Here is a 20,524-nt window from a genome sequence, read left to right as displayed (position 1 = left end):
GCTTCTCTTTTAGGGGAACGGTTTACTTTTTTAATGACTCGTTCGAATTAACCACTCTTCTAATAAAACCCCATAGATAATACCGGCTACAAAACTAATGGGATCTTGGAAACCAGTCGTACTATAAAAAGCAAAAGAAACGAATAAACCCAGTAAGGCACTACGAAACAAAGCACGTAACCGGTCTGTATGGCGCCATGGTGCTCCTACAATTAATCCAAGTAAAACACGATTATACCAAAGGGAAAAAACGAAAATAGGTGAAGCTGAAAACCCCGACCTTATGAATGCTCCAATTACACAGAGGATACCTAAGACAGCACCGCCAATGATTGCTTTTTTCATTCTCTCGTTCATTGTGTCACCCCTCATTTAGTGAATTCTATTTCTATTATACTGGAATGGTGGTAGTTAAGCGATTACTTCGGTATACTTTGTCAAAGTAGCTAAAATAGAAAGACAAGCCATTTTTTAGAAATGTGGGTGATAGAAATGAATATTATTGAGTATGTAAACACTACAAGTAAAGAAATAGATACAAACAGGCATTTAGATGCATTAATACTAGCACAGTCAATTTATTTTGAATTTGAAAAAATACCTTTCTTTAACGAAAAACTTCCTTTAAAAATAGCAGATTTAGAAAAAGAAAAGGCGAGTGAAGCATTTCGTTTAGGAGAAAAGAGTGTATTTAAAAAAAATCACGTTCATTTTATAAATGCACTTATTCAAAATCCTGTCTTCCAAAATGTTCAAATTGTCGATTTCCAAAATCAATTAGTAGAAGAAATTGATAAGCAATTTGCAGCTATAACTTATTTAGTCAATGGTAATAAATTATTTATTGCCTTTCGTGGTACCGATTCTACAATGATTGGTTGGAAGGAAGACTTTAATATGATGTATTCAGAGTACGTACCGTCTCAGCTTTCTGCAAAAGCTTATTTAGAACAAACGGCTTCCCAATATCCTTATGAAGTGACGGTTAGTGGACATTCAAAAGGGGGGAATATCGCAGTTTATGCTGCTACAACATGCAAAGAAGAATACGTAAACCGTATTAAAAAAGTATATAATTTTGATGGTCCAGGTTTTCCCATTGAATTTGCTAACTCAGAAAGATACAACAATATTCTTAAAATAACAGAAAAATATGTTCCGCAATTTTCTTTTTTTGGTACGTTAATGAATTCATCTGAGCCTATATTTGTTATTAAAAGTTCCAGTGTTAGTTTATATCAACATGATCCTTATTCCTGGTTGATTAAAGAAGGGGAACTGATAAGAGTGAACGAAATCAGTCCGATCTCACGGCAATTATCTAATTCCATCTCTACTTGGTTAAAAACTGTTTCGAAGGAACAGAGAGAACGGGCCACCGATGAACTTTTTCAAGGGTTTAAAAGGTTAAATATTTGCACAATTGATGATCTTAGAAATTTTCTTTCAATTCAAAGCATCAAAGATATCAGTATTATTTATAACAGTGTGGATCCAGAAATAAGAAGTTATGTTATAGAGATTTCAAAAGAACTTTTACGACTCTTTTTATTTGATCGAGAAAAAGAAGAAAACAAGTCATTTTATAGAAAGTTAAGCTTTATTAGAAGATTAGGCTAGAAGTATATGAACATATTCACTAAAAAAATAGTTTGAAATAATAAAAACGCATATATCAAAGAGAACAAATCTTTGTTATAATAAAAGTTGACACAAACGCTTTCACGTTTGGTTGTTATATAAAATACGTATACAATAAAGGAGACTCATACAATGACTGGTTTTAACGCAGTATTATCAAGGAATATCGAAGGTGCTCCAAAGAATATTGGTCCTTATTCTCAAACCGTAGCTTTTTCTCATTACAACAATCTTTCTGCACAATTACCGATCGATCCTCAAACAGGTTCACTGGTAGCAGGGGGCGCGAAAGAACAGGCGGAACAATGTTTTAAAAATATTAAAACAGTTGTAGAAGGTATTGACCATGTAATGACAGATGTTGTTCGTGTTAATATTTTTGTTACCAACATGATGGACATGGATGCTGTTGAAGAAGCATACCATGCAGCATTTCCAAGTTATGTACCAGCACGTACAGTGGTAGCAGTAAAAGCTTTACCAATGGATGCGTCCGTACAAGTAGAAGCACTTTTGTCCTACGGTGAAGGAACAATTCCTAATGAACCACAAGCCGGTGATTTAATAAAACTTACCAACAATACAGCACACGCACCAATCAGTCATCTATCAACACAATCAGTCGCTTTTTCTCATTATAATAATCTTTCTGCTCAACTGCCAATCGAACCTAAATCAGGAAGAATTGTTGCAGAAGACGTGAAAGAACAAGCGCGTCAGTGTCTTAAAAATATGAAGGCAATTCTAGAAAGTATTGACGTTCCATTTGATGACATTGTTAAAGTAAACGTTTATTTAAAAAACTATTCAGATCTAGAAGCTGTTAACGAAGTTTATGCAGCCTTTTTCCCTGATTCTGGTATTGCAAGGGCAGTCAACTATTTACCAGCGCGTACAATTGTAGCAGCTTCTAATTTACCAATGGGTGCTTTGGTACAAATGGATGCAGTTGTATCCCATGGTGATGGGACACCTCCACAAGCAATTGAAGATCGCCATGGTTTAATTGTTGAAGCTAATAATACAGAAAATGCACCAATTGATTCATTGTCTACACAAACTGTTGCATTTTCTCACTACAACCACCTTTCTGCACAACTAGGAATTGATCCAAAAAGCGGTCAAATGGTAGCTGGTGATGTAAAAGAACAAACAAAACAAATTCTAACAAACATCCAAGCGATTGTAGAAAGTATCGACCATGCAATGGAAGATATTGTAAAGGTAAATGTATTTGTTAAAGACTTAGCAGACTTGGAAGCTATTGACGAAGCTTATCAATCATTCTTCCCAGAAGGCACACCTGCTCGTACGGTTGCTGAAGTAGCAGCTTTACCTGAAGGCGCATTGCTTCAAGTTGACGCAGTAGTTGGTAATACTGAAGGAACACCACCAATCGTTTAATCTTATTGGGACGTTACTCACTGAGTAACGTCTTTTTTTTATCTGATTTCATCAAGTAAATTTGTTACAATAATGATAAGGAGAAATTTTTCTTATAAAAAGGAGGGAACAATCGTATGAGTCACTGCGATGTACATCTAGATAAAAATGAAGGGTTGCACAAGTCGTGTGTCTCTTTGGTTCCGATTTTTAATCACTTAGAAGAAGAACAGCTGAATGAAATAATGAAAACAACGCAATCGGTATCTTATCAAAAAAACGAAATCATTTATCATGCGGGAGATAAGTCGGATTCTCTTTACATCATTAGTAGCGGAAGAGTGCGTATCTACCGCCTATCGGCATCCGGTAAAGAGCAACTGGTTCGGATACTAAATGTAGGGGATTTTACGGGTGAAATGGCTTTGTTTTCTGAAGGTATTCATGAATCCTACGCCGAAGCAATGAAAGACACTAAAATTTGTATGATTAAACGTTCCGATATACAAGATTTATTATTAAAGTATCCTTCTATATCGCTGAAGTTCCTTTCTGAATTTTCTAACCGACTTGAAGAGTCGGAAAAACAAACGACACGGTTCTCAACTGAACAAGTAGACACACGTATTGCTTTATTTTTAGTTGAAAGTTTAGATGAAGCAGATTCTGAATCACTTGAATTAACCCTTCCGATGACTAAAAAAAATATGGCATCCTACTTAGGGACGACGCCTGAAACCATTAGTCGTAAATTTAATGAGTTAGAAGAACGGGGCTATATTAAGCAATTAAGCCATAAGAAAATAAAAATTATTGACATCGATGGGTTATTATTAGTTTAATCGAAAAAACACACCTAGTCCTATAAGGATTAAGTGTGTTTTTATAAATTTAGTTAGTTTTTAACTCCTTGCAGTTGATATTTTAATAACCGCATACCATTAAAAATAACAACGAGAATACTTCCTTCATGGACGAGCATACCAATCGACATATTCATCCAATCGCTGAAAAAGACACTGAACAACAAAATTAGCACAACACCAACAGCAATCAAAATATTTTGTTTCATATTACGGGCTGTTGCTTTTGTTAAACCTAAGGCATGAGGTAAACGACTAAAATCTGAATTCATCAATACGACATCTGAAGTTTCGATTGCAACGTCCGTTCCGCTACCCATAGCAATTCCAATATCACTCAGTGCAAGAGAAGGGCTATCATTGACACCATCACCAACAAATGCAACAATTTGGCCTTCTTTTTGTAATTTTGCGATATAAGAGGACTTATCTTCTGGGAGCATATGACCATGAGCTTCTGTTAATCCTAATTCTTTTGCTACTAAATTAACGGTACCCTGATTATCTCCAGAGAGAACGACAAGATTTTTTACGCCTAATTTCTTTAAAGCTTGGAGATCTTTTTTAACGCCTGGACGAATTTGGTCACGGATACCTATTAAAATCTCTAATGAACCATCGACAGCTGTTAAAACAAGTGAGTTCCCATTTTTTTCGAACTCTTTAATGTCTTTTTGTGCTTCCTTGTTGAGAATAATATTTTCTTGCTCCATCAAAGCAACATTCCCGATTACAATGCGATGACCGTTTACTTTTGCAATAATACCGCCACCTTTAACAACTTGCGTTTCTTCAACAGGAGAATAAGTTGTATTACCAATGTAATCCAAAATTGCTTTTCCGAGAGGGTGATCAGATTCACGTTCCACACTCGCTAAATACCCAAATACAGCTTTTTGATTATCCGAATAATTTGCTATTTCTGCTACTTCGGGATTACCGATTGTCAGTGTTCCGGTTTTATCGAAAACCACTGTATCTACACGGCTGAAGTCATGAATCACTTCGCTCCCCTTTAGCAAAACACCATTTCGTGCGCCATTACCAATTCCAGCTACGTTAGAAACAGGAACCCCAATAACTAAAGCACCCGGACAACCGAGAACAAGGACTGTGATTGCAAGTTCCACATCGCGACTAATTACCCAAACTAGGATAGAAATAACCAGAACAGCGGGCGTATAATATTTAGAAAAACGGTCAATAAAGCGTTCCGCTTCAGATTTCGAATCCTGTGCTTCTTCAACTAACTCAATAATTTTTCCAAAGGTCGTATCTTCTCCAACCCGGTCGGCACGAATTTGAAGGGTTCCATTTTCGAGTATAGTTCCAGCAAAAACTTCAGAATCGACTCCCTTATTTGTTGGAACAGATTCACCAGTAATACTGGCTTCATTAATATGACCTTCACCTACAAGAACAGTGCCATCCACTGGGACCTTTGCACCTGTTTTAACGAGTAGAATGTCGCCTTCATCGACATCATCGACTTCAACTTCTTCAAATTCACCATCTGAGACTTGTCTGAGTGCGCTTTCCGGCGCCATATCCGTTAGCTCTTTTATAGCAGACCGAGTTTGATTTAAGGTTCGTTGTTCTAAAAAGTGTCCAAATAAGAATAAAAAAGTTACAATTGCGGATTCTTCATAGTTTTGGATTAAAAATGCCCCAATAACGGCAATGGTAACTAAAATATCGATACTGATTACTCTTACTTTTAATGCTTGGAAAGCTTGGATCGCGATAGGCGCAACCCCAAAAATAGAAGCAATGATTAATGACCATTCTGATAAAAATAAATTATTCAAAATAAAATGGCTAAAGAAGCCGAATAGAATCAAAAGTCCACTGATAATAGTGATTTGATTTTTTTTACTTAATATATATAGTTGCATGATTGTATCCCCTTTGTCTGTTTAGTAGTGGCAAGTCTCAACTGGCCTCTCTATATTTAAACTATACAATGTTGGTTATAATAAAAAATTGATGCTCATCAAGTTCCCTTATTTACCCTATAAAATAGCCCTTGGAAAGAAATAGTACATTCTTTCCAAGGGCCGTTCTTTATTTAGTGTAGGCTTCATCAAGCTGAGAGAACATTTCGTAAACAGCAGCGTAAGTTTCACATACATCGTTGGGAATAGAATAATGATCGGTTACGTCACGTAGTTCATCAAATTCCACATCTAAATTTGGCTTTTCGGGCTTTGCTTGTTCTGTTTTTTGAGCGATTGTTTCAAATAGTTCACGTACTTGGAATGCTTCTGGATGATTTTTTCCGTGGGCACGGGTAATTGCCTTTGAGAATAAATCTAATTTTTCGAATTGTTTATCTGCGAGCTCGTTATAGGTTGTCATATTAAAACCTCTTTCTTTTATCTTTAAGCATCTTTTACTTTTGATTTAATAACCGGGTAGCCTAAATCTTGAATGGCTTTCTCAATTTCTTCGATACTAATTTTTTCAGCGTCAAAATCAAGTTTCGCTTTGCTGGAATTAAATAAAACTTTCACACTATTTTCTTCTACACCAGCTAAGTTTTTGGTTGCATTCTCTATTTTTTGTAAACAACTTGGACATGCCAAAGTTTCTAAAGTAATAACTGCTTTTTTCATAAATCATTCTCCTCTTTTCTTTTTCTAATTACAGTATACCCCGGGATAAAAGAATAAAAATTGATGCAGATCAAGTTTAAAAAAATACTGCACAACTAGTTAGGACTAGCGGTGCAGTATTTTTAGTTTCTTTCAAGTAATCGTAAAAAGTTAATGGTAACAACTGAAGTATCCGTTAATAAATCAACAAAATGTTGTTTATGAGGGGTAAAAATTGCGATGGTATAGAGAATAAAAATGGTTTTTTGTAGGTACCGGCCAAAGCCTTCACGAACTAGAACGGTTTTCCAAGATAAGTTTTTCTCGTGTAGGGCCACTACTTTAATACCAAAGACCATCTTTCCTAGCGTTTGTCCATCATTTAATTTAGTCATTAAAACAAAATATAGCAAATAAATAAACAAAGCCAGTAGCGTCTTTAGAAGGCTGGCATCTAGAAGAAATAAGGTTAGCCTCTGAATGGAGCCAATTACCATCAAATCAATCAAGAAAGCAAAGAAGCGAATTAAAAAACCGGTGTAGATGTAATCAGAATATTCTTCAAATGAATCAATCATTCGCTTATAACCCCCTATATACGTACATAAACTGAGGTGCTTCTTCATGGGTACTAATATCTGGTAATGCTAAATTTTGTTTTGGCATGAGCCCTTTGAAATTAACAAAAAAATTATTAAACCAATCGAGATCATTTCTTTGGAAAGAAATAACTTGGGCATTTTCTAGAGAATGAGTATTTCGTAAATCCAAAAGCGCATCATCAAAGTATCCAAGTTCATCAACCAGACCATTTTCCAGAGCTTGCTCGCCATCGTAAATGCGGCCGTCTGCTAGTGCATAAATCTCTTCGCGACTCAAATCACGTCCAGATTCTACGGTGTCAACAAAACGTTCGTACATATTATCAACGAGTTCTTGTAAAACAGATAACTCTTCAGAAGTACTTTCACGTGTGATAGAACCTAAATCCTTTAAATCACCACTTTTAATTGTCATATCTTCAATACCTAACTTATCAAGGAGCTCACTAACGTTAAACCCTTGCATAATCACACCGATTGAACCGGTAATTGTTTCAGTTTGGGCGAAAATTTTTTCGGAATGAGCGGCAATGTAATAGCCGCCGCTCGCAGCCATATTTTCCATAACTGTATAAACGGGAATATCACGCGCTTCTTTAACTTCTTCAATTTTATCTGTCAATTCAGCACTTTCATAAACACCACCACCAGGAGAATTGATACGCAGAATAATTGCTTTAATGGTATCGTCTGTTTTCATTGCCTCTAAATCTCCAAGTAATTTTTGGTGGTTATAGCCAACTGTGGCTAAAGGGGAAACTTCTTGATCAACAATCGTTCCTTCTATATCAAGCACAGCAATACGACTAGTGGGGTCACCATTTTCTATAACAGTGACACTTCGGGCATCATTATAAAAATCTCGGACCATGTTGCCTTTATTTTCTTCTGGATCTTCTGCTTTTAAACTATTGCCTATTGCCGGGATAACGAGTGATATTACAAAGACAACAATTGAAAGTCCAATTGCTACCCAACGTTTTTTTGTCATTTTTTTCTCTCCATTCATAAAATTTAGAGGCAGAACTGCTTCTGATAGTGAGTTTACCAAAAAAATATAAGAGATGCGAAAATAAATTTTAAAAAGTACTTGCAAAAAAAAATTAAACATGATAAATTATTAACTGTAACCGGTTCCACAATTAGAAAGGAGTTGCTTGTATGACAACCATTCGTGATGTAGCTAAGTTAGCACAAGTTTCAGTTGCTACTGTTTCAAGAGCGTTAAACCACAGTGGTTATGTACGTGAATCAACTCAAAAAAAAGTTGAGGAAGCCGCTAAAACGTTAAATTTCCATCCCAACGAAGTTGCCAGATCCTTATATCAAAAAAAATCTAAGTTAATTGGATTATTGTTACCTGACATAACCAATCCCTTTTTTCCAGCGATTGCCAAAGGTGTGGAAGACAGTGTTAATAAACGTGGGTATAGTTTATTATTAGGAAATGTCGAAGAAAATCCAGAAAAGGAAAATGACTACCTCAAAATATTTGCACAAAATAATGTAGCAGGTGTAGTCTCAGCTGTACAAGGGAATACCGCTAAAATGAAAGACATGCCTTTTGTGCTATTAGACCGTGTCACAAACAATCAAAAGTATGCCGTTCATTCTGATGATTTTTTAGGTGGAACCTTAGCTGCCCAAGCGGTTATCCACCGCCGTCCAAAAAAAATTGTCATTATGGTAGGACCTCAAAATGTAGCGAGTTCACTGGTTCGGTTGGCGGGTAGTGAACAGGTTTTAAAAGAGTATAAGCTATCTTATGAACGCTTTCAAACACCTAGCTTCCAATCAGATTTAGCCGAAGAGACGGCACAAGATTTTTTTAAACAGCATCAAGACGCCGACACAGTTATTGCTTCAAACGACGTTTATGCCTTGGCAGTAATGAAAGAAGCGAGTAAAAGAGGGTTAAAAATTCCAGAGGACTTTCAAATTATCGGCTACGACGATATGTCTTTTAGCCGTATGATGTATCCGGGTTTAACAACCATCTCTCAACCTGCTTATGAGATTGGTTATCAAGGTGCAGAGTTATTATGTGATATTCTAGAAAAAAAACCAATTAAGAAAAAACATATTCAATTACCAGTAACATTAAAGTTAAGAGAATCATTAAGAGAGAAGGGTTCGTTATGAAAAAAATAGTTGTAGTAGGAAGTATCTCAACCGATTTTGTTGTAACAGCAAGTAAGCGACCAGAAATAGGCGAAACAGTAACAGGGTTAGATTTTAAAACGACCTTTGGAGGTAAAGGAGCTAATCAAGCCGTTGCAAGCGCACGCTTAGGGGCTAATGTATACATGATAGGAACAGTAGGAGTGGATATTTTTGGTAATGAGTTAGTGGGTAACTTAGAAAAAAATCACATTCATACCGATTTTGTGGAACGGGTTACACATAAACCGTCTGGATCTGCTCATATTACAATAGTAGATGGTGATAACAACATTGTGTTCATTCCAGGTGCTAACAATGAAATCAATCCCGCTCGTATTACAGCGTTAACAGAAGTCATTCAAGATGCAGATATCGTAGTCGTACAAAACGAATTACCTCAAGAGACTGTAACAGCTGTTATTAATTTGTGCTATGAGAATGGTGTCAAAGTTATTTATAACCCAGCACCAGCACGTAAAGTAGATCAAAGTATTTTTGAAAAAACCACTTACTTTACGCCAAATGAAAATGAATTTCATCAACTATTTGAAAACCTGTCCATCTCAGAAGGGCTAGCTAAATATCCTAATAAATTGATTCTAACAATGGGTTCTAAAGGTGTTTATTATCATGATGGGACAAGTGAACAACAAATTCCAGCTTATAAAGTAGTACCAACTGATACAACTGGGGCTGGCGATACTTTTAATGGTGCATTTGCAGTAGCCATTTCATCTGGTTTAGATATGGCTGAGAGTATCCGCTTTGGAAACTTGGCAGCTTCCTTGTCCATTCAAAAGTTTGGTGCGCAAGGCGGAATGCCTTCGCTAGAAGAGATGAAGGAGAGTAAACACTTTGAAAAAACATGGAATATTAAATAGTGACATTGCTAAAGTTCTAACCGATTTAGGGCATACTGATAAAATTGCTATTGGAGACGCTGGTTTACCAATCCCGGAGGGTGTAAAAAAAATTGATTTAGCAATCTCGCTTTCAGATCCTTCTTTCATAAAGATATTGAAAGTAGTATTAGAAGATATGAAGGTAGAAGAAGCAATCTTAGCTGAAGAAATCAAAACGCATAATCCTTCACAATTAAAAGCAGTAGAATCGGCACTTATAGAAGAAGAACGCCTTGTCTTTATCAGTCATGAAGCATTTAAACGCGAATTAAAAAATGTTAAAGCAGTTATTCGTACAGGAGAAGCAACGCCATATTCAAATATTATTTTACAATCAGGGGTTTTATTTTAGGAGGTGGATCCAATGGAAGTAAAGATGACAGGGATTAAGAAAAGTTTTGGGAGTAACTCTGTTTTAAGAGGCGTCGATTTTGATATTCAAGTAGGCGAAGTCCATGCCTTAATGGGTGAAAATGGGGCTGGTAAATCGACACTGATGAATATATTGACGGGCTTGCATAAATCAGATGCGGGAGAAATACGAATTGATGGAGAAGAAAAGCGTTTCGAAAATCCCAAGGAAGCAGAAGACTACGGTATTAGTTTTATTCATCAAGAAATGAATACCTGGCCAGAAATGACTGTTTTAGAAAATTTGTTTATAGGAAAAGAATTTAAAAATAAACTTGGTATCGTTCAAACAAAGAAAATGCGCGCATTGGCAGAAAAAACATTCAACGAATTGGGTGTCACACTCGATTTAGACGAAGATGTAAAAAATCTTTCCGTTGGTCAACAACAAATGATTGAAATTGCAAAATCACTGATGACAAATGCTCAAGTAATTATTATGGATGAGCCAACTGCTGCTTTAACGGAAAGGGAGATTGATATTTTATTTAAAATTATCCGAACTTTAACGGATAAAAATGTATCTATTATTTATATTTCTCACCGAATGGAAGAAATTTTTAAAATCAGTGATCGGATAACGGTCATGCGAGACGGAGTTTCAATTGACACCTCCCTTACCGCGGCTACCAATAATGACGAAGTTGTTCGGAAGATGGTGGGGCGTGATTTAGAAGATTATTATCCAGAGAAACATTCAGAAATAAAAGATGTTGTTTTTGAAGTTAGAGATTTAACGCAAAAAGACCGGTTTCAAAATATTTCTTTTCAAGTGAAATCAGGAGAAATTGTCGGTTTCTCAGGATTAATGGGAGCAGGCCGTACTGAAATTATGCGAAGTATCTTCGGAGTTGATCCGTTAGATAAAGGTGAAATATTTTTAGAAGGTAAAAAGATAACGATTAATAATCCGAGTAGTGCTATTAAGGAAGGAATTGGTTTTCTAACTGAAAATCGAAAAGAAGAAGGATTAATTCTTGATTACTCGCTACGCGACAACATTAGTCTCCCTTCTATTGATGGGTTTATTAAAAAGGGAATTATTGATACAAAAGCAGAATCAGAATTTGCTACTATGCTGATGAAACGTTTAAAGGTTAAAGCTGAAAGTGAATTCGATGCCGCATCTAGTTTATCTGGTGGGAACCAACAAAAAGTTGTCCTGGCCAAATGGATTGGGATTGGATCGAAAGTCCTTATATTAGATGAACCCACTCGAGGTGTCGATGTAGGAGCCAAGCGTGAAATCTACCAATTGATGAACGAGTTAGCAGACCGAGGCGTGGCAATTATTATGGTCTCCAGTGACTTACCTGAAATATTAGGGGTTAGTGATCGTGTCATCGTCGTTCATGAAGGAAATATTGCAGGAGAGTTGTCTAAGAGTGAAGCAACTGAAGAAAAAATAATGAAATTAGCAACAGGAGGCTATTAAGATGAATGATATAAAAGAGAGTAAAGGCCACTCAAAGATATCTCTCGGTAAATTAGGACCACTATTAGCATTAATTGTCTTAATCGTATTAGTAACCGTTATGAATCCCGGCTTTATCGCACCGACAAACTTACTAAATCTATTGCGACAAGTTTCCACCAATGCGCTGATTGCCTTTGGGATGACCTTTGTTATTATTACCGGAGGGATTGATTTATCTGTTGGTTCTACTTTAGCTTTAAGTAGTGCGCTTATGGCAGGCGCAATTGCTGGCGGGCTAGACCCCTTACTAGCTATGCTGATGAGTCTGATTTTAGGAACGGTACTAGGAGGCATAAACGGGTTACTAATTACGAAAGGGAAAATGGCTCCCTTTATTGCTACACTAGCAACAATGACGATTTACCGCGGTCTTACCTTAGTGTATACTGATGGTAACCCGATTACCGGTATTGGTGATAGCTTTATCTTTAAGTACGTGGGTCGTGGTTACTTGTTTGGTATTCCTTTTCCAGTTATTTTGATGTTAATCAGTTTCTTAATATTGTTTATTGTTTTACACAAAACAACATTCGGTAGAAAGACATTTGCAATTGGTGGGAACGAAAAAGCGTCTTTTATCGCAGGTATTAAAAATGATCGCATTAAAATTGGGATTTATGCCATATCTGGTTTAATGGCTTCCTTATCAGGAATTATCATCACATCTCGATTAAACTCGGCGCAACCAACAGCAGGAGGTTCTTATGAAATGGATGCGATTGCTTCTGTTGTGTTGGGTGGAACAAGTTTATCGGGCGGACGTGGTAGAATTGTTGGAACCTTGATTGGTGCTTTAATTATTGGAACGCTGAATAATGGGATGAACCTCTTAGGTATCTCTAGTTTTTACCAACAAGTTGTCAAAGGGATTGTTATTATTATTGCAGTTTTACTAGATAGAAAAAATAAAAAATAAAAAAATGGAGGAATGATTAATATGAAAAAGATTTTTAGTTTAGCAGCAGCAGCAACGTTATTTCTAGCAGGATGTGGCGCAGCAACCTTAGAAGGTGAAAATACAGCTGAATCTGGACCAGTAGAAGAAAGAGAAGCATCTGAATTAGTAGTTGGTGTTTCAATCTCAACTTTAAATAATCCGTTTTTCGTGTCATTAGACGAAGGTATTTCCGACTTAGCAAGTGAAAATGGTACAGAAGTTAAGAGTGTCGATGCTCAAAACGATACCGCGAAGCAAACTAACGATGTGGATGATTTAATTCAACAGGGAGTAGATATCCTTTTAATTAATCCAGTTGACTCTTCTGCAATTACGCCTGCCGTTGAATCTGCCAATGCAGCAGGAATTCCTGTTATTACCATTGACCGTTCAAGTGATGGCGGAGAAGTTGTGACATTAGTTGCTTCCGATAACACTGAAGGTGGCGAAATGGCCGCAGAATACATCATGGAAATTTCCGGAAAGGACGTTGTAACTGTTCAATTAGAAGGTGTACCAGGGGCATCTGCAACCCGCGAACGCGGAAAAGGCTTTATGAACATTGCGGAAGATTCACTTGACGTTGTCGATAGCCAAACTGCAAATTTTGATCGTGCTGAAGGTTTAACCGTTATGGAAAACATGTTACAAGCTAATCCCGAAATCAAAGCAGTCTTTGCACAAAATGACGAAATGGCATTAGGAGCGATTGAAGCGATTCAATCGGCAGGACTAACCGACTCGATTCAAGTCGTTGGATTTGACGGAACAGAAGACGGAATCAAAGCAGTTGAAGAAGGAAAATTGAGCGCAACTGTAGCACAACAACCAGGAGAAATGGGTAGACTTGCTATGCAAGCTGCTTATGACTACTTTGCTGGCGAAACAATTGAAGATTATATTGCTTCACCACTAGAACTGGTAAAAAAATAAAAGAGATTAAATGACGCTATAGCACTGACAATTCAATTTGTCAGTGCTATTTTTTTAAAGCAATAAAAATATAATGACCTCAGTCATAATAGGTGACTTAAGTCACTATGAGTTTATTGAAAACGCTTTTTATAAAATTACTATAATGGTAGAATTTTAATAACTTAATTATAAAGGAGTGTAATACATGGCTAAAAATAAAAGATATGGAGAATCAATTCAAAAATTTGGACGAACTCTACTACTCCCTATTGGCGTTCTAGCGCCGGTGGGAATGATTTTAGGGATTAGTGGGGCGTTCGTACAGCCTTATATGATTGAAAGATTTTCTTTTTTAGGGAATGAGAATATTAATGCAATATTAATTAGTATTAGAACTATAGCTAGTGTGATTTTCGATAATATTCCTTTACTATTCGCTATGGGAGTCGCATATGGAATGAGTAAGAAAGATAAAGGAATTTCTGTTTTTGCTGCTGTTACAGGGTACTTGACTTTAATAATTACGATGAATGTATGGTTGACGTTAACTGGAAAAATGGCAGATCCAGAGATTATGACTCAAGTTGGACAAATTAATGTACTAGGTATTCAAACAATGAATATTAGTGCTGCAGGTGGTATTATTACTGGTCTAATTGCAGCTTGGGCAACTGACAAATTTTATAATTTGGAACTCCCTACAGCTTTTGCTTTTTTCTCCGGTAAAAAGTCAGTTCCCATTATCACTATTGGAGTCATGATTGTTATTGGTATTTTATTACCCTTCATATGGGAAATATTCGTAGGTGCACTAATGAAGCTATCTGTTGTATTCCTAAGCACCATGGGACCTTTTTTTACCGCTGCAGGAGAACGTCTATTTATCCCATTTGGATTACACCATGTATGGAATGCTTTATTTAGATTTACTGAAGCTGGAGGAACTTATATTATCGATGGACAAACTTTCGTTGGTGTTGTACCAGCAATGAACGAAGTATTATTCAATCAAGGACCAAATACAGAATATTGGTCCTTGATGCCAGAATTAACTCGTTTCATGGCTCAACAGCAAATGCTAGTCACTCTGTTTCTATTTCCAGGAATCGCTTTAGCGATGTATAGAACAACTCGTGAAGAAAATAAAGTAGAAGTACGTTCAATGCTGATTACCATGGTACTAACTGCCATGCTTGGAAATGTCACAGAACCATTGGAATTTACTTTTGTTTTTATTGCACCATTATTGTTCGTAGCTTACGCCGGAATAGTAGGGATTGGAGCTGTATTGCTTTCCTTAGCTAACGTTGGTATTGGTTACATCCGTGGAACGATTTTTGACTTTGCTATTTTTGGATTATTATATGAGCGAACTAATTGGTTGTTCTTAGTGTTAATTGGAACAGCGTTAGGTACATTAACTTACTTCATATTTAAATGGGCAATCTTAAAGTTTGATATCAAGACACCAGGACGGGAAGAATCTCAAAACTTAGATAACACTTTAATTCGAGAAAAAAGATACGATGAAATTGCTACCATTGTTGTAGAAGCACTTGGAGGAAGAGATAATATAGCAAATGTTGAAAACTGTATTACACGTTTAAGAATTGATTTGAAGGATGTTAGTGTTGTTGACAAAGGATTACTAGAAAAGTCTGGATCAACAGGATTTTTCTTCCCGTCTGAGAAACACATTCATATTGTCTATGGACCACAAGTAGAATTTGTTCGGAATGCGGTAGACCAAGCAATGATTTAAACAAAAATCTAAGGCGGTTTTAGGAGGAATTAAAAAATGAGGGCATTATACGATTCGAAAAGTAAAACGATAAACAATCGAGGAATTAAACATTTATTATCTGACGAAGAAAAATATAAAACATGGTTGATGTTTGAAGTTGCTTTGGCACAAGCACAAGCAGAAGAAGGCTTTATCCCAGAAGAAGCAGCAAAACACATAAAAGAAGCTGCTAAAATTGAAAATATTGATTTTGAAGAGATGGATCGCATCTATCGGAAGATAGGGCATGGGTTTGTCCCCTTCTTAAAAGTGCTAGTTCAAGCTTGCCCCGAAGAAAGTGGAAAATATATTCATTATGGAATTACTACACAAAATATCCAACAAAGTTCGCAATTATATATGGTAAAACAGGTCCATCATAAATATATGCAATTGATTGGAGAAATTTTAAGAAACTTGAGTACTTTAGCTGAAGAGCATAAAGATGCAGTGATGGCTGGTCGAACTCATGGTCGCCATGCTATTCCGATTACATATGGGTATAAGGTTTCCGTTTGGATTAGCGAGTTTATTGAGTGCTACCAAAGAATGCAAGAAGTAGAAAAACGAGTCTTCAAGATTATGATGGGGGGAGCGGTTGGTACTTTCAGTTCAATGCCTGAAGTAGGTCCGACAGTTCAAAAACGTGTAGCTGAATTAACGGGTATGTACCCTATGGAAGTTCCTTCCCGAAACATTAGTACTCATAAAATTGAATATATGATGAATCTAGCTTTGATGGTCAATATTTGCCATAAGATAGGGGAAGAAGTATATAGTACAACCCTAGAAGAAATTGCAGAAGTTTCGGAAGGTTTTAGTGAGGGGACAGTTGGGAGTAGCACCATGCCTCATAAAATCAATCCAAAGCTTGCGAAAGGAATTATAGCAAATTCACAAAAACTTTACTCTTTACCTGGAGTGGGCATGTATTCATCAGTACGACCTTATGAAGGAGATAGTAGTAGTTATATGTTGTTTGATGGAATATTGGAAGAAGCTTTGGAACTGACCACGGAGGTATTACTGAGAACGGAAGAATTGACTCGAACTATGGTGCCACATAGAGAACGCATGTTGCATAATGTGTGGAGGAATAAAGGTCTTGATAATACTGAAAATGTGATGATGGAATTGGCGAATAAGTTAGGAAAAGATAAGTCCCACTCCTTGATGTATGAAATTGCAATGAAAACTGCAAATGAAGGAGAAGATTTTTATACGAATCTTATAGCTAATGACTTGATTTCTGAAGAATTCACGGAAGAAGAAGTACGAGATATGATTGATCCAAGTAACTATATTGGTTTATCTGTCGAAATCGCAGAAAAAGAGGCAAAGCGTGGTAATGAAATTGCTAGAGAAATTTCTGAAAAGTATCAATAAGTAATTGTTCAAAAGAGGCCTCTATCCAAAATAGATAAGAGGTCTCTTTATTACTCACGAAAAAAGTTGTTAAGGAAGGGGAAATCATGGATTATAATAAAGCTAGTTTACTTTTACATGAAGCAAATAAAGGGAAAATTTCAGTTGAAAGCAAAGTAAAAATAAATACGCGGGAAGACTTAGGATTAGCGTATACACCAGGAGTGGCGGAACCTTGCCGAAGAATTGCTGAGAATCCTTTGGATGTTTATCAATATACCTCTAAAGGAAATTTAGTAGCAGTTATTACAGATGGGACCGCTGTTTTAGGCCTAGGAGATATTGGCCCCGAAGCAGCCTTACCGGTTATGGAAGGAAAAGCTATTCTATTTAAAGAATTTGGTGGAGTAGACGCTTTTCCGATATGTCTAGATACAAAAAATTCAGAAGAAATCATTAAACTAGTAAAAAATATTGCGCCAACTTTTGGAGGAATTAACCTAGAGGATATCTCTTCGCCACGATGTTTTGAAATTGAGAAACAGTTGAATGAATTATTACCCATTCCTGTCTTTCATGATGATCAACACGGAACTGCTATCGTTGTAGCAGCAGGAATTCTCAATAGTTTACGATTAATCGGGAAAAAGATAGAAGAGTTAAAAGTTGTTTTAAACGGTCCTGGTGCAGCTGGTACAGCTATTATCTATTTATTAATGGAAATGGGCGTAGAAGATATCATAGTCTGTGATGAAAACGGCATCTTGGCCGAAAGCAGATTGACTCCCTTAGAAAAACATAAAAAAATGATAGCAGAAAAAACAAATCCACGGAATATACAAGGGGAGTTAAAAGAAGCTTTGAAAGGAGCGGATGTGATGATAGGGGTGTCGGTAGGAAATATTCTTACTAAGGAAATGATTAAATCTATGGCAACTGATCCAATCGTATTTGCTATGGCCAATCCTATTCCAGAAATGTTGTACGAAGATGCAAAGAAAGCCGGTGTAAAAGTGATGGGAACAGGTCGATCAGATTTTCCTAACCAAATTAATAATGTGTTGGCTTTTCCGGGAGTATTTAAGGGAGCTCTTTCAGTACGAGCATCCACAATTAATCATGAAATGAAAATGGCTGCAGCATATGCCATTGCGGATATGATTTCAGAAAATGAATTATCAGAAGAATATATTATTCCCGATGCTTTGAATAAAGCGGTAGCAGAGCAAGTTGCTGAGTATGTGGCACGTGCCGCAAAAGAGACCGGGGTGGATGGAATCTAATGAGTAGAATAGAGCAAGATTCAATGGGTGAGATAAAAGTTTCCTCGGAAGCCTTTTGGGGAGCACAAACACAACGAAGCTTAGAGAATTTTCGTATCGGAACTGAAAAAATGCCCCTGCCTTTGATAGAAGCGTTGGTACATATAAAAAAAGCTTGTGCGCTAGTAAATTTAAGAGAAGGAAAGTTATCGGTTGAGAAGTCTACAGCGATTCAAGATGCTTGCACTTTGTTACTAAATGACTTGAATCGGAATAAGACTCACTTCCCTTTGTCCTTATGGCAAACGGGTAGCGGTACTCAAACCAACATGAACGTGAATGAAGTTCTTGCCCACCTGGCTTCTTCCAGTCAGTCAATCCATCCTAATGATCATGTTAACCTATCACAAAGTTCGAACGATGTCTTTCCTACAGCAATGCATATGGCTGCTTTTGGACAAATAGAAAATAAACTTCTCCCTGAGATAGAAAAATGGTTAGAAATACTGGAAGAGATGGAAAATACCTATGCCCATGTAATCAAAATAGGTCGTACTCATTTACAAGATGCTATCCCTATTACGTTTGGACAAGAAGTAGGTGGGTGGAAAGCGATGATTGAAAACAGTCGGAATGCGATTCAATCCAGTAGTAAAACTCTTTTAAAATTAGCAATCGGAGGAACCGCAGTAGGCACAGGCCTACTTGCTCCTGAACAGTTTGGAAGGAAGGTAGCGAAAGAGCTGAAGAAATCGTTGGGAGTACCATTTGTGAGTGAACCCAATAAGTTTTTTGCTCTGACGAGCCATCAACCACTATCCTTTGTTCATGGGTCTCTGCGAGCGCTAGCTGGTGATTTAATGAAAATTGCGAATGACATTCGTTGGTTAGCAAGTGGTCCGCGTAATGGACTTGGAGAACTTACACTGCCTACTAACGAGCCTGGGAGCTCGATTATGCCTGGAAAAGTAAATCCCACTCAAGCAGAAGCGTTGACGATGATTGTAGCTCAAGTAATGGGAAATGATACAACAATTCAATTCTCAGCAAGTCAGGGAAATTTCGAACTAAATGTTTATAAACCTGTTATTATTTATAATTTTATTCAATCAGCAAATTTGTTGGCGGATGGAATGGAATCATTTAGGAAGAAATGTTTAAACGGACTAATTGTAAATGAAGAAAAAATGCTCACATATGCAAATAATTCACTAATGTTAGTAACGTCATTAGCTCCTTATATAGGTTACGATAAAGCAACTAAAGTAGCACAGAAAGCTTATTCTGAAAAACTAAGTCTAAAAGAATCAGCAATTTTATTAGGATATGCTACACAAGAAGAGCTAGAAATATGGCTAGATTTTAAAAATATGATTCATAATTAAGCCCTTTCATTTTTCTTATGTTATACTAATTTATAACTAATAAGAGGGTGTTAAGAATGCTAGATTTTATGGATATATATGATGACCTAACTGAGAGTGAAAAGAAAGTTTTAGTCTACATAGTTAACCATTTAGAAGAAATACCTTATCTAACCATTAATCAACTTGCTGAGTTATCATTTGTATCTAAAACTGTAATTATTAATCTTTCTCAAAAAATGGGCTTTAGTGGCTATAAAGAGATAAAGTTCCACATTAACCAGAAAATAAGAGAAAAAGTTTCAAAATCTGGTAGTGATTACCAATCAGTTCGTGAAACCAGAAAGAATAGTATTGAAAAAACATTTTCTCTTGTCTCAGATGATGATTTAGAAATTTGTGCGGAAGAGATTTTAAACGCTAGAAATATTTTTATTATGGCTAGAGGTGCAAGTAAGCCAGTAGGTTATTATATGGAGCATCTATTTTTTTCTATGGGTATTCACTGTTTTTTCATAAAAGATTATAACTTGTCTGAAACCTTTACTAATTTAGTAACAGAAGAAGATATAATCATATTAATCTCTTTGTCTGGGAATACTAAAAAGATTATTGACACTGCAAAAAAGGTTAGCTTAAAAAAAGCTAGAATTATTAGTTTAACTTCTTTTCAAACGAATGTTTTATCTACCTACTCAGACCTGAATTTATTTTGTCATTCTGATGAAATTGATACAAAACAGAATGATTTAATCTCAAGATTAGGTTTTTTCTTATTAGTAGACTTAATCATCGAAACAATAAAAACAAAAGTAAGATTGCCAGAGAATTAAGAGAATAATAAGTCAAAAAATAGCACTGA

20 protein-coding genes are annotated in these 20,524 nt (G+C 36.3%); 14 read left to right on the top strand and 6 right to left on the bottom strand.

Translation table 11 applies throughout. The features are described from left to right. Positions 1 to 30 precede the first annotated feature (30 nt). Positions 31 to 357, bottom strand: a complete 327-nt coding sequence (locus BW727_RS05815) for a hypothetical protein (protein WP_062468930.1) — start codon at positions 355 to 357, stop codon at positions 31 to 33. A 135-nt stretch (positions 358 to 492) separates the two neighbouring features. Between BW727_RS05815 and BW727_RS05810 the strand changes: the two genes are divergently transcribed. The 3 genes from BW727_RS05810 to BW727_RS05800 all read left to right on the top strand — a co-directional run bounded on the left by BW727_RS05810 (position 493) and on the right by BW727_RS05800 (position 3,866). Beyond that, a complete protein-coding gene (locus BW727_RS05810; RefSeq protein WP_062468934.1) occupies positions 493 to 1,620 on the top strand; it encodes an Mbeg1-like protein in 1,128 nt (375 codons plus the stop codon). A 153-nt stretch (positions 1,621 to 1,773) separates the two neighbouring features. Further along, a complete protein-coding gene (locus BW727_RS05805; RefSeq protein ID WP_062468937.1) occupies positions 1,774 to 3,045 on the top strand; it encodes a RidA family protein in 1,272 nt (423 codons plus the stop codon). Between the two features lie 116 nt (positions 3,046 to 3,161). Then, positions 3,162 to 3,866 (top strand): Crp/Fnr family transcriptional regulator, encoded by a 705-nt coding sequence (locus BW727_RS05800; protein ID WP_062468939.1) that lies wholly within the window; start codon positions 3,162 to 3,164, stop codon positions 3,864 to 3,866. A 53-nt stretch (positions 3,867 to 3,919) separates the two neighbouring features. Here BW727_RS05800 and BW727_RS05795 read toward each other — a convergent pair whose 3' ends face one another. The 5 genes from BW727_RS05795 to sppA form a co-directional block, all read right to left on the bottom strand. Further along, a complete protein-coding gene (locus BW727_RS05795) occupies positions 3,920 to 5,782 on the bottom strand; it encodes a heavy metal translocating P-type ATPase (protein WP_062468942.1) in 1,863 nt (620 codons plus the stop codon). Between the two features lie 169 nt (positions 5,783 to 5,951). Then, the gene (locus BW727_RS05790) at positions 5,952 to 6,245 is read right to left on the bottom strand and encodes a hypothetical protein (RefSeq protein WP_062468944.1); all 294 of its coding nucleotides are present in this window, start codon (positions 6,243 to 6,245) and stop codon (positions 5,952 to 5,954) included. A gap of 23 nt (positions 6,246 to 6,268) precedes the next feature. Next, on the bottom strand, positions 6,269 to 6,502 hold the full coding sequence (locus tag BW727_RS05785; RefSeq protein ID WP_062468947.1) for a heavy-metal-associated domain-containing protein: 234 nt from the start codon (positions 6,500 to 6,502) through the stop codon (positions 6,269 to 6,271). Positions 6,503 to 6,624: 122 nt separating this feature from the next. Beyond that, positions 6,625 to 7,059: an RDD family protein gene (locus tag BW727_RS05780; protein ID WP_062468949.1), complete on the bottom strand. Its 435-nt coding sequence runs from the start codon at positions 7,057 to 7,059 to the stop codon at positions 6,625 to 6,627. A gap of 4 nt (positions 7,060 to 7,063) precedes the next feature. Further along, complete coding sequence (sppA, locus tag BW727_RS05775; RefSeq protein WP_062468953.1) at positions 7,064 to 8,074, bottom strand: signal peptide peptidase SppA; 1,011 nt, start codon at positions 8,072 to 8,074, stop codon at positions 7,064 to 7,066. A gap of 170 nt (positions 8,075 to 8,244) precedes the next feature. Between sppA and BW727_RS05770 the strand changes: the two genes are divergently transcribed. The 11 genes from BW727_RS05770 to BW727_RS05720 all read left to right on the top strand — a co-directional run bounded on the left by BW727_RS05770 (position 8,245) and on the right by BW727_RS05720 (position 20,495). Continuing rightward, positions 8,245 to 9,225 (top strand): LacI family DNA-binding transcriptional regulator, encoded by a 981-nt coding sequence (locus BW727_RS05770; protein WP_062468956.1) that lies wholly within the window; start codon positions 8,245 to 8,247, stop codon positions 9,223 to 9,225. Further along, positions 9,222 to 10,127: a ribokinase gene (gene rbsK, locus BW727_RS05765; RefSeq protein WP_062468958.1), complete on the top strand. Its 906-nt coding sequence runs from the start codon at positions 9,222 to 9,224 to the stop codon at positions 10,125 to 10,127. The genes BW727_RS05770 and rbsK overlap by 4 nt, the downstream gene beginning before the upstream one ends. Continuing rightward, complete coding sequence (gene rbsD, locus BW727_RS05760) at positions 10,102 to 10,500, top strand: D-ribose pyranase (RefSeq protein ID WP_062468962.1); 399 nt, start codon at positions 10,102 to 10,104, stop codon at positions 10,498 to 10,500. The genes rbsK and rbsD overlap by 26 nt, the downstream gene beginning before the upstream one ends. Before the next feature lie 12 nt (positions 10,501 to 10,512). Further along, positions 10,513 to 11,994 carry a sugar ABC transporter ATP-binding protein gene (locus BW727_RS05755; protein WP_062468966.1) on the top strand — a complete coding sequence of 494 codons (1,482 nt, stop codon included), beginning with the start codon at positions 10,513 to 10,515 and terminating at the stop codon, positions 11,992 to 11,994. Between the two features lies 1 nt (position 11,995). Then, a complete protein-coding gene (locus BW727_RS05750) occupies positions 11,996 to 12,952 on the top strand; it encodes an ABC transporter permease (RefSeq protein ID WP_062468969.1) in 957 nt (318 codons plus the stop codon). Positions 12,953 to 12,973: 21 nt separating this feature from the next. After that, positions 12,974 to 13,906, top strand: a complete 933-nt coding sequence (locus tag BW727_RS05745) for a D-ribose ABC transporter substrate-binding protein (protein ID WP_062468972.1) — start codon at positions 12,974 to 12,976, stop codon at positions 13,904 to 13,906. A 187-nt stretch (positions 13,907 to 14,093) separates the two neighbouring features. Next, the gene (locus BW727_RS05740; protein WP_062468975.1) at positions 14,094 to 15,650 is read left to right on the top strand and encodes a PTS transporter subunit EIIC; all 1,557 of its coding nucleotides are present in this window, start codon (positions 14,094 to 14,096) and stop codon (positions 15,648 to 15,650) included. A gap of 36 nt (positions 15,651 to 15,686) precedes the next feature. Further along, positions 15,687 to 17,057, top strand: coding sequence for a class-II fumarase/aspartase family protein (locus BW727_RS05735; RefSeq protein WP_062468977.1), 1,371 nt, complete (start codon positions 15,687 to 15,689; stop codon positions 17,055 to 17,057). An 86-nt stretch (positions 17,058 to 17,143) separates the two neighbouring features. Next, positions 17,144 to 18,319 carry an NAD(P)-dependent malic enzyme gene (locus BW727_RS05730; RefSeq protein WP_062468980.1) on the top strand — a complete coding sequence of 392 codons (1,176 nt, stop codon included), beginning with the start codon at positions 17,144 to 17,146 and terminating at the stop codon, positions 18,317 to 18,319. Then, positions 18,319 to 19,683, top strand: a complete 1,365-nt coding sequence (locus BW727_RS05725) for a class II fumarate hydratase (protein WP_062468983.1) — start codon at positions 18,319 to 18,321, stop codon at positions 19,681 to 19,683. The genes BW727_RS05730 and BW727_RS05725 overlap by 1 nt, the downstream gene beginning before the upstream one ends. A 56-nt stretch (positions 19,684 to 19,739) precedes the next feature. Further along, on the top strand, positions 19,740 to 20,495 hold the full coding sequence (locus tag BW727_RS05720) for a MurR/RpiR family transcriptional regulator (RefSeq protein ID WP_062468986.1): 756 nt from the start codon (positions 19,740 to 19,742) through the stop codon (positions 20,493 to 20,495). The last annotated feature ends 29 nt before the right edge of the window (positions 20,496 to 20,524 follow it).

Source organism: Jeotgalibaca dankookensis (assembly GCF_002005405.1).
In the GTDB taxonomy this organism is placed as follows: Bacteria; Bacillota; Bacilli; order Lactobacillales; family Aerococcaceae; genus Jeotgalibaca; species Jeotgalibaca dankookensis.
This window is presented reverse-complemented; position numbering and strand designations above follow the sequence as displayed.

Bases quoted from the DNA above. Each gene is read 5' to 3' on its own strand.
- BW727_RS05815 (WP_062468930.1), bottom strand. From the start codon at position 357: ATGAACGAGAGAATGAAAAAAGCAATCATTGGCGGTGCTGTCTTAGGT.
- BW727_RS05810 (WP_062468934.1), top strand. From the start codon at position 493: ATGAATATTATTGAGTATGTAAACACTACAAGTAAAGAAATAGATACA.
- BW727_RS05805 (WP_062468937.1), top strand. From the start codon at position 1,774: ATGACTGGTTTTAACGCAGTATTATCAAGGAATATCGAAGGTGCTCCA.
- BW727_RS05800 (WP_062468939.1), top strand. From the start codon at position 3,162: ATGAGTCACTGCGATGTACATCTAGATAAAAATGAAGGGTTGCACAAG.
- BW727_RS05795 (WP_062468942.1), bottom strand. From the start codon at position 5,782: ATGCAACTATATATATTAAGTAAAAAAAATCAAATCACTATTATCAGT.
- BW727_RS05790 (WP_062468944.1), bottom strand. From the start codon at position 6,245: ATGACAACCTATAACGAGCTCGCAGATAAACAATTCGAAAAATTAGAT.
- BW727_RS05785 (WP_062468947.1), bottom strand. From the start codon at position 6,502: ATGAAAAAAGCAGTTATTACTTTAGAAACTTTGGCATGTCCAAGTTGT.
- BW727_RS05780 (WP_062468949.1), bottom strand. From the start codon at position 7,059: ATGATTGATTCATTTGAAGAATATTCTGATTACATCTACACCGGTTTT.
- sppA (WP_062468953.1), bottom strand. From the start codon at position 8,074: ATGACAAAAAAACGTTGGGTAGCAATTGGACTTTCAATTGTTGTCTTT.
- BW727_RS05770 (WP_062468956.1), top strand. From the start codon at position 8,245: ATGACAACCATTCGTGATGTAGCTAAGTTAGCACAAGTTTCAGTTGCT.
- rbsK (WP_062468958.1), top strand. From the start codon at position 9,222: ATGAAAAAAATAGTTGTAGTAGGAAGTATCTCAACCGATTTTGTTGTA.
- BW727_RS05755 (WP_062468966.1), top strand. From the start codon at position 10,513: ATGGAAGTAAAGATGACAGGGATTAAGAAAAGTTTTGGGAGTAACTCT.
- BW727_RS05750 (WP_062468969.1), top strand. From the start codon at position 11,996: ATGAATGATATAAAAGAGAGTAAAGGCCACTCAAAGATATCTCTCGGT.
- BW727_RS05745 (WP_062468972.1), top strand. From the start codon at position 12,974: ATGAAAAAGATTTTTAGTTTAGCAGCAGCAGCAACGTTATTTCTAGCA.
- BW727_RS05740 (WP_062468975.1), top strand. From the start codon at position 14,094: ATGGCTAAAAATAAAAGATATGGAGAATCAATTCAAAAATTTGGACGA.
- BW727_RS05735 (WP_062468977.1), top strand. From the start codon at position 15,687: ATGAGGGCATTATACGATTCGAAAAGTAAAACGATAAACAATCGAGGA.
- BW727_RS05730 (WP_062468980.1), top strand. From the start codon at position 17,144: ATGGATTATAATAAAGCTAGTTTACTTTTACATGAAGCAAATAAAGGG.
- BW727_RS05725 (WP_062468983.1), top strand. From the start codon at position 18,319: ATGAGTAGAATAGAGCAAGATTCAATGGGTGAGATAAAAGTTTCCTCG.
- BW727_RS05720 (WP_062468986.1), top strand. From the start codon at position 19,740: ATGCTAGATTTTATGGATATATATGATGACCTAACTGAGAGTGAAAAG.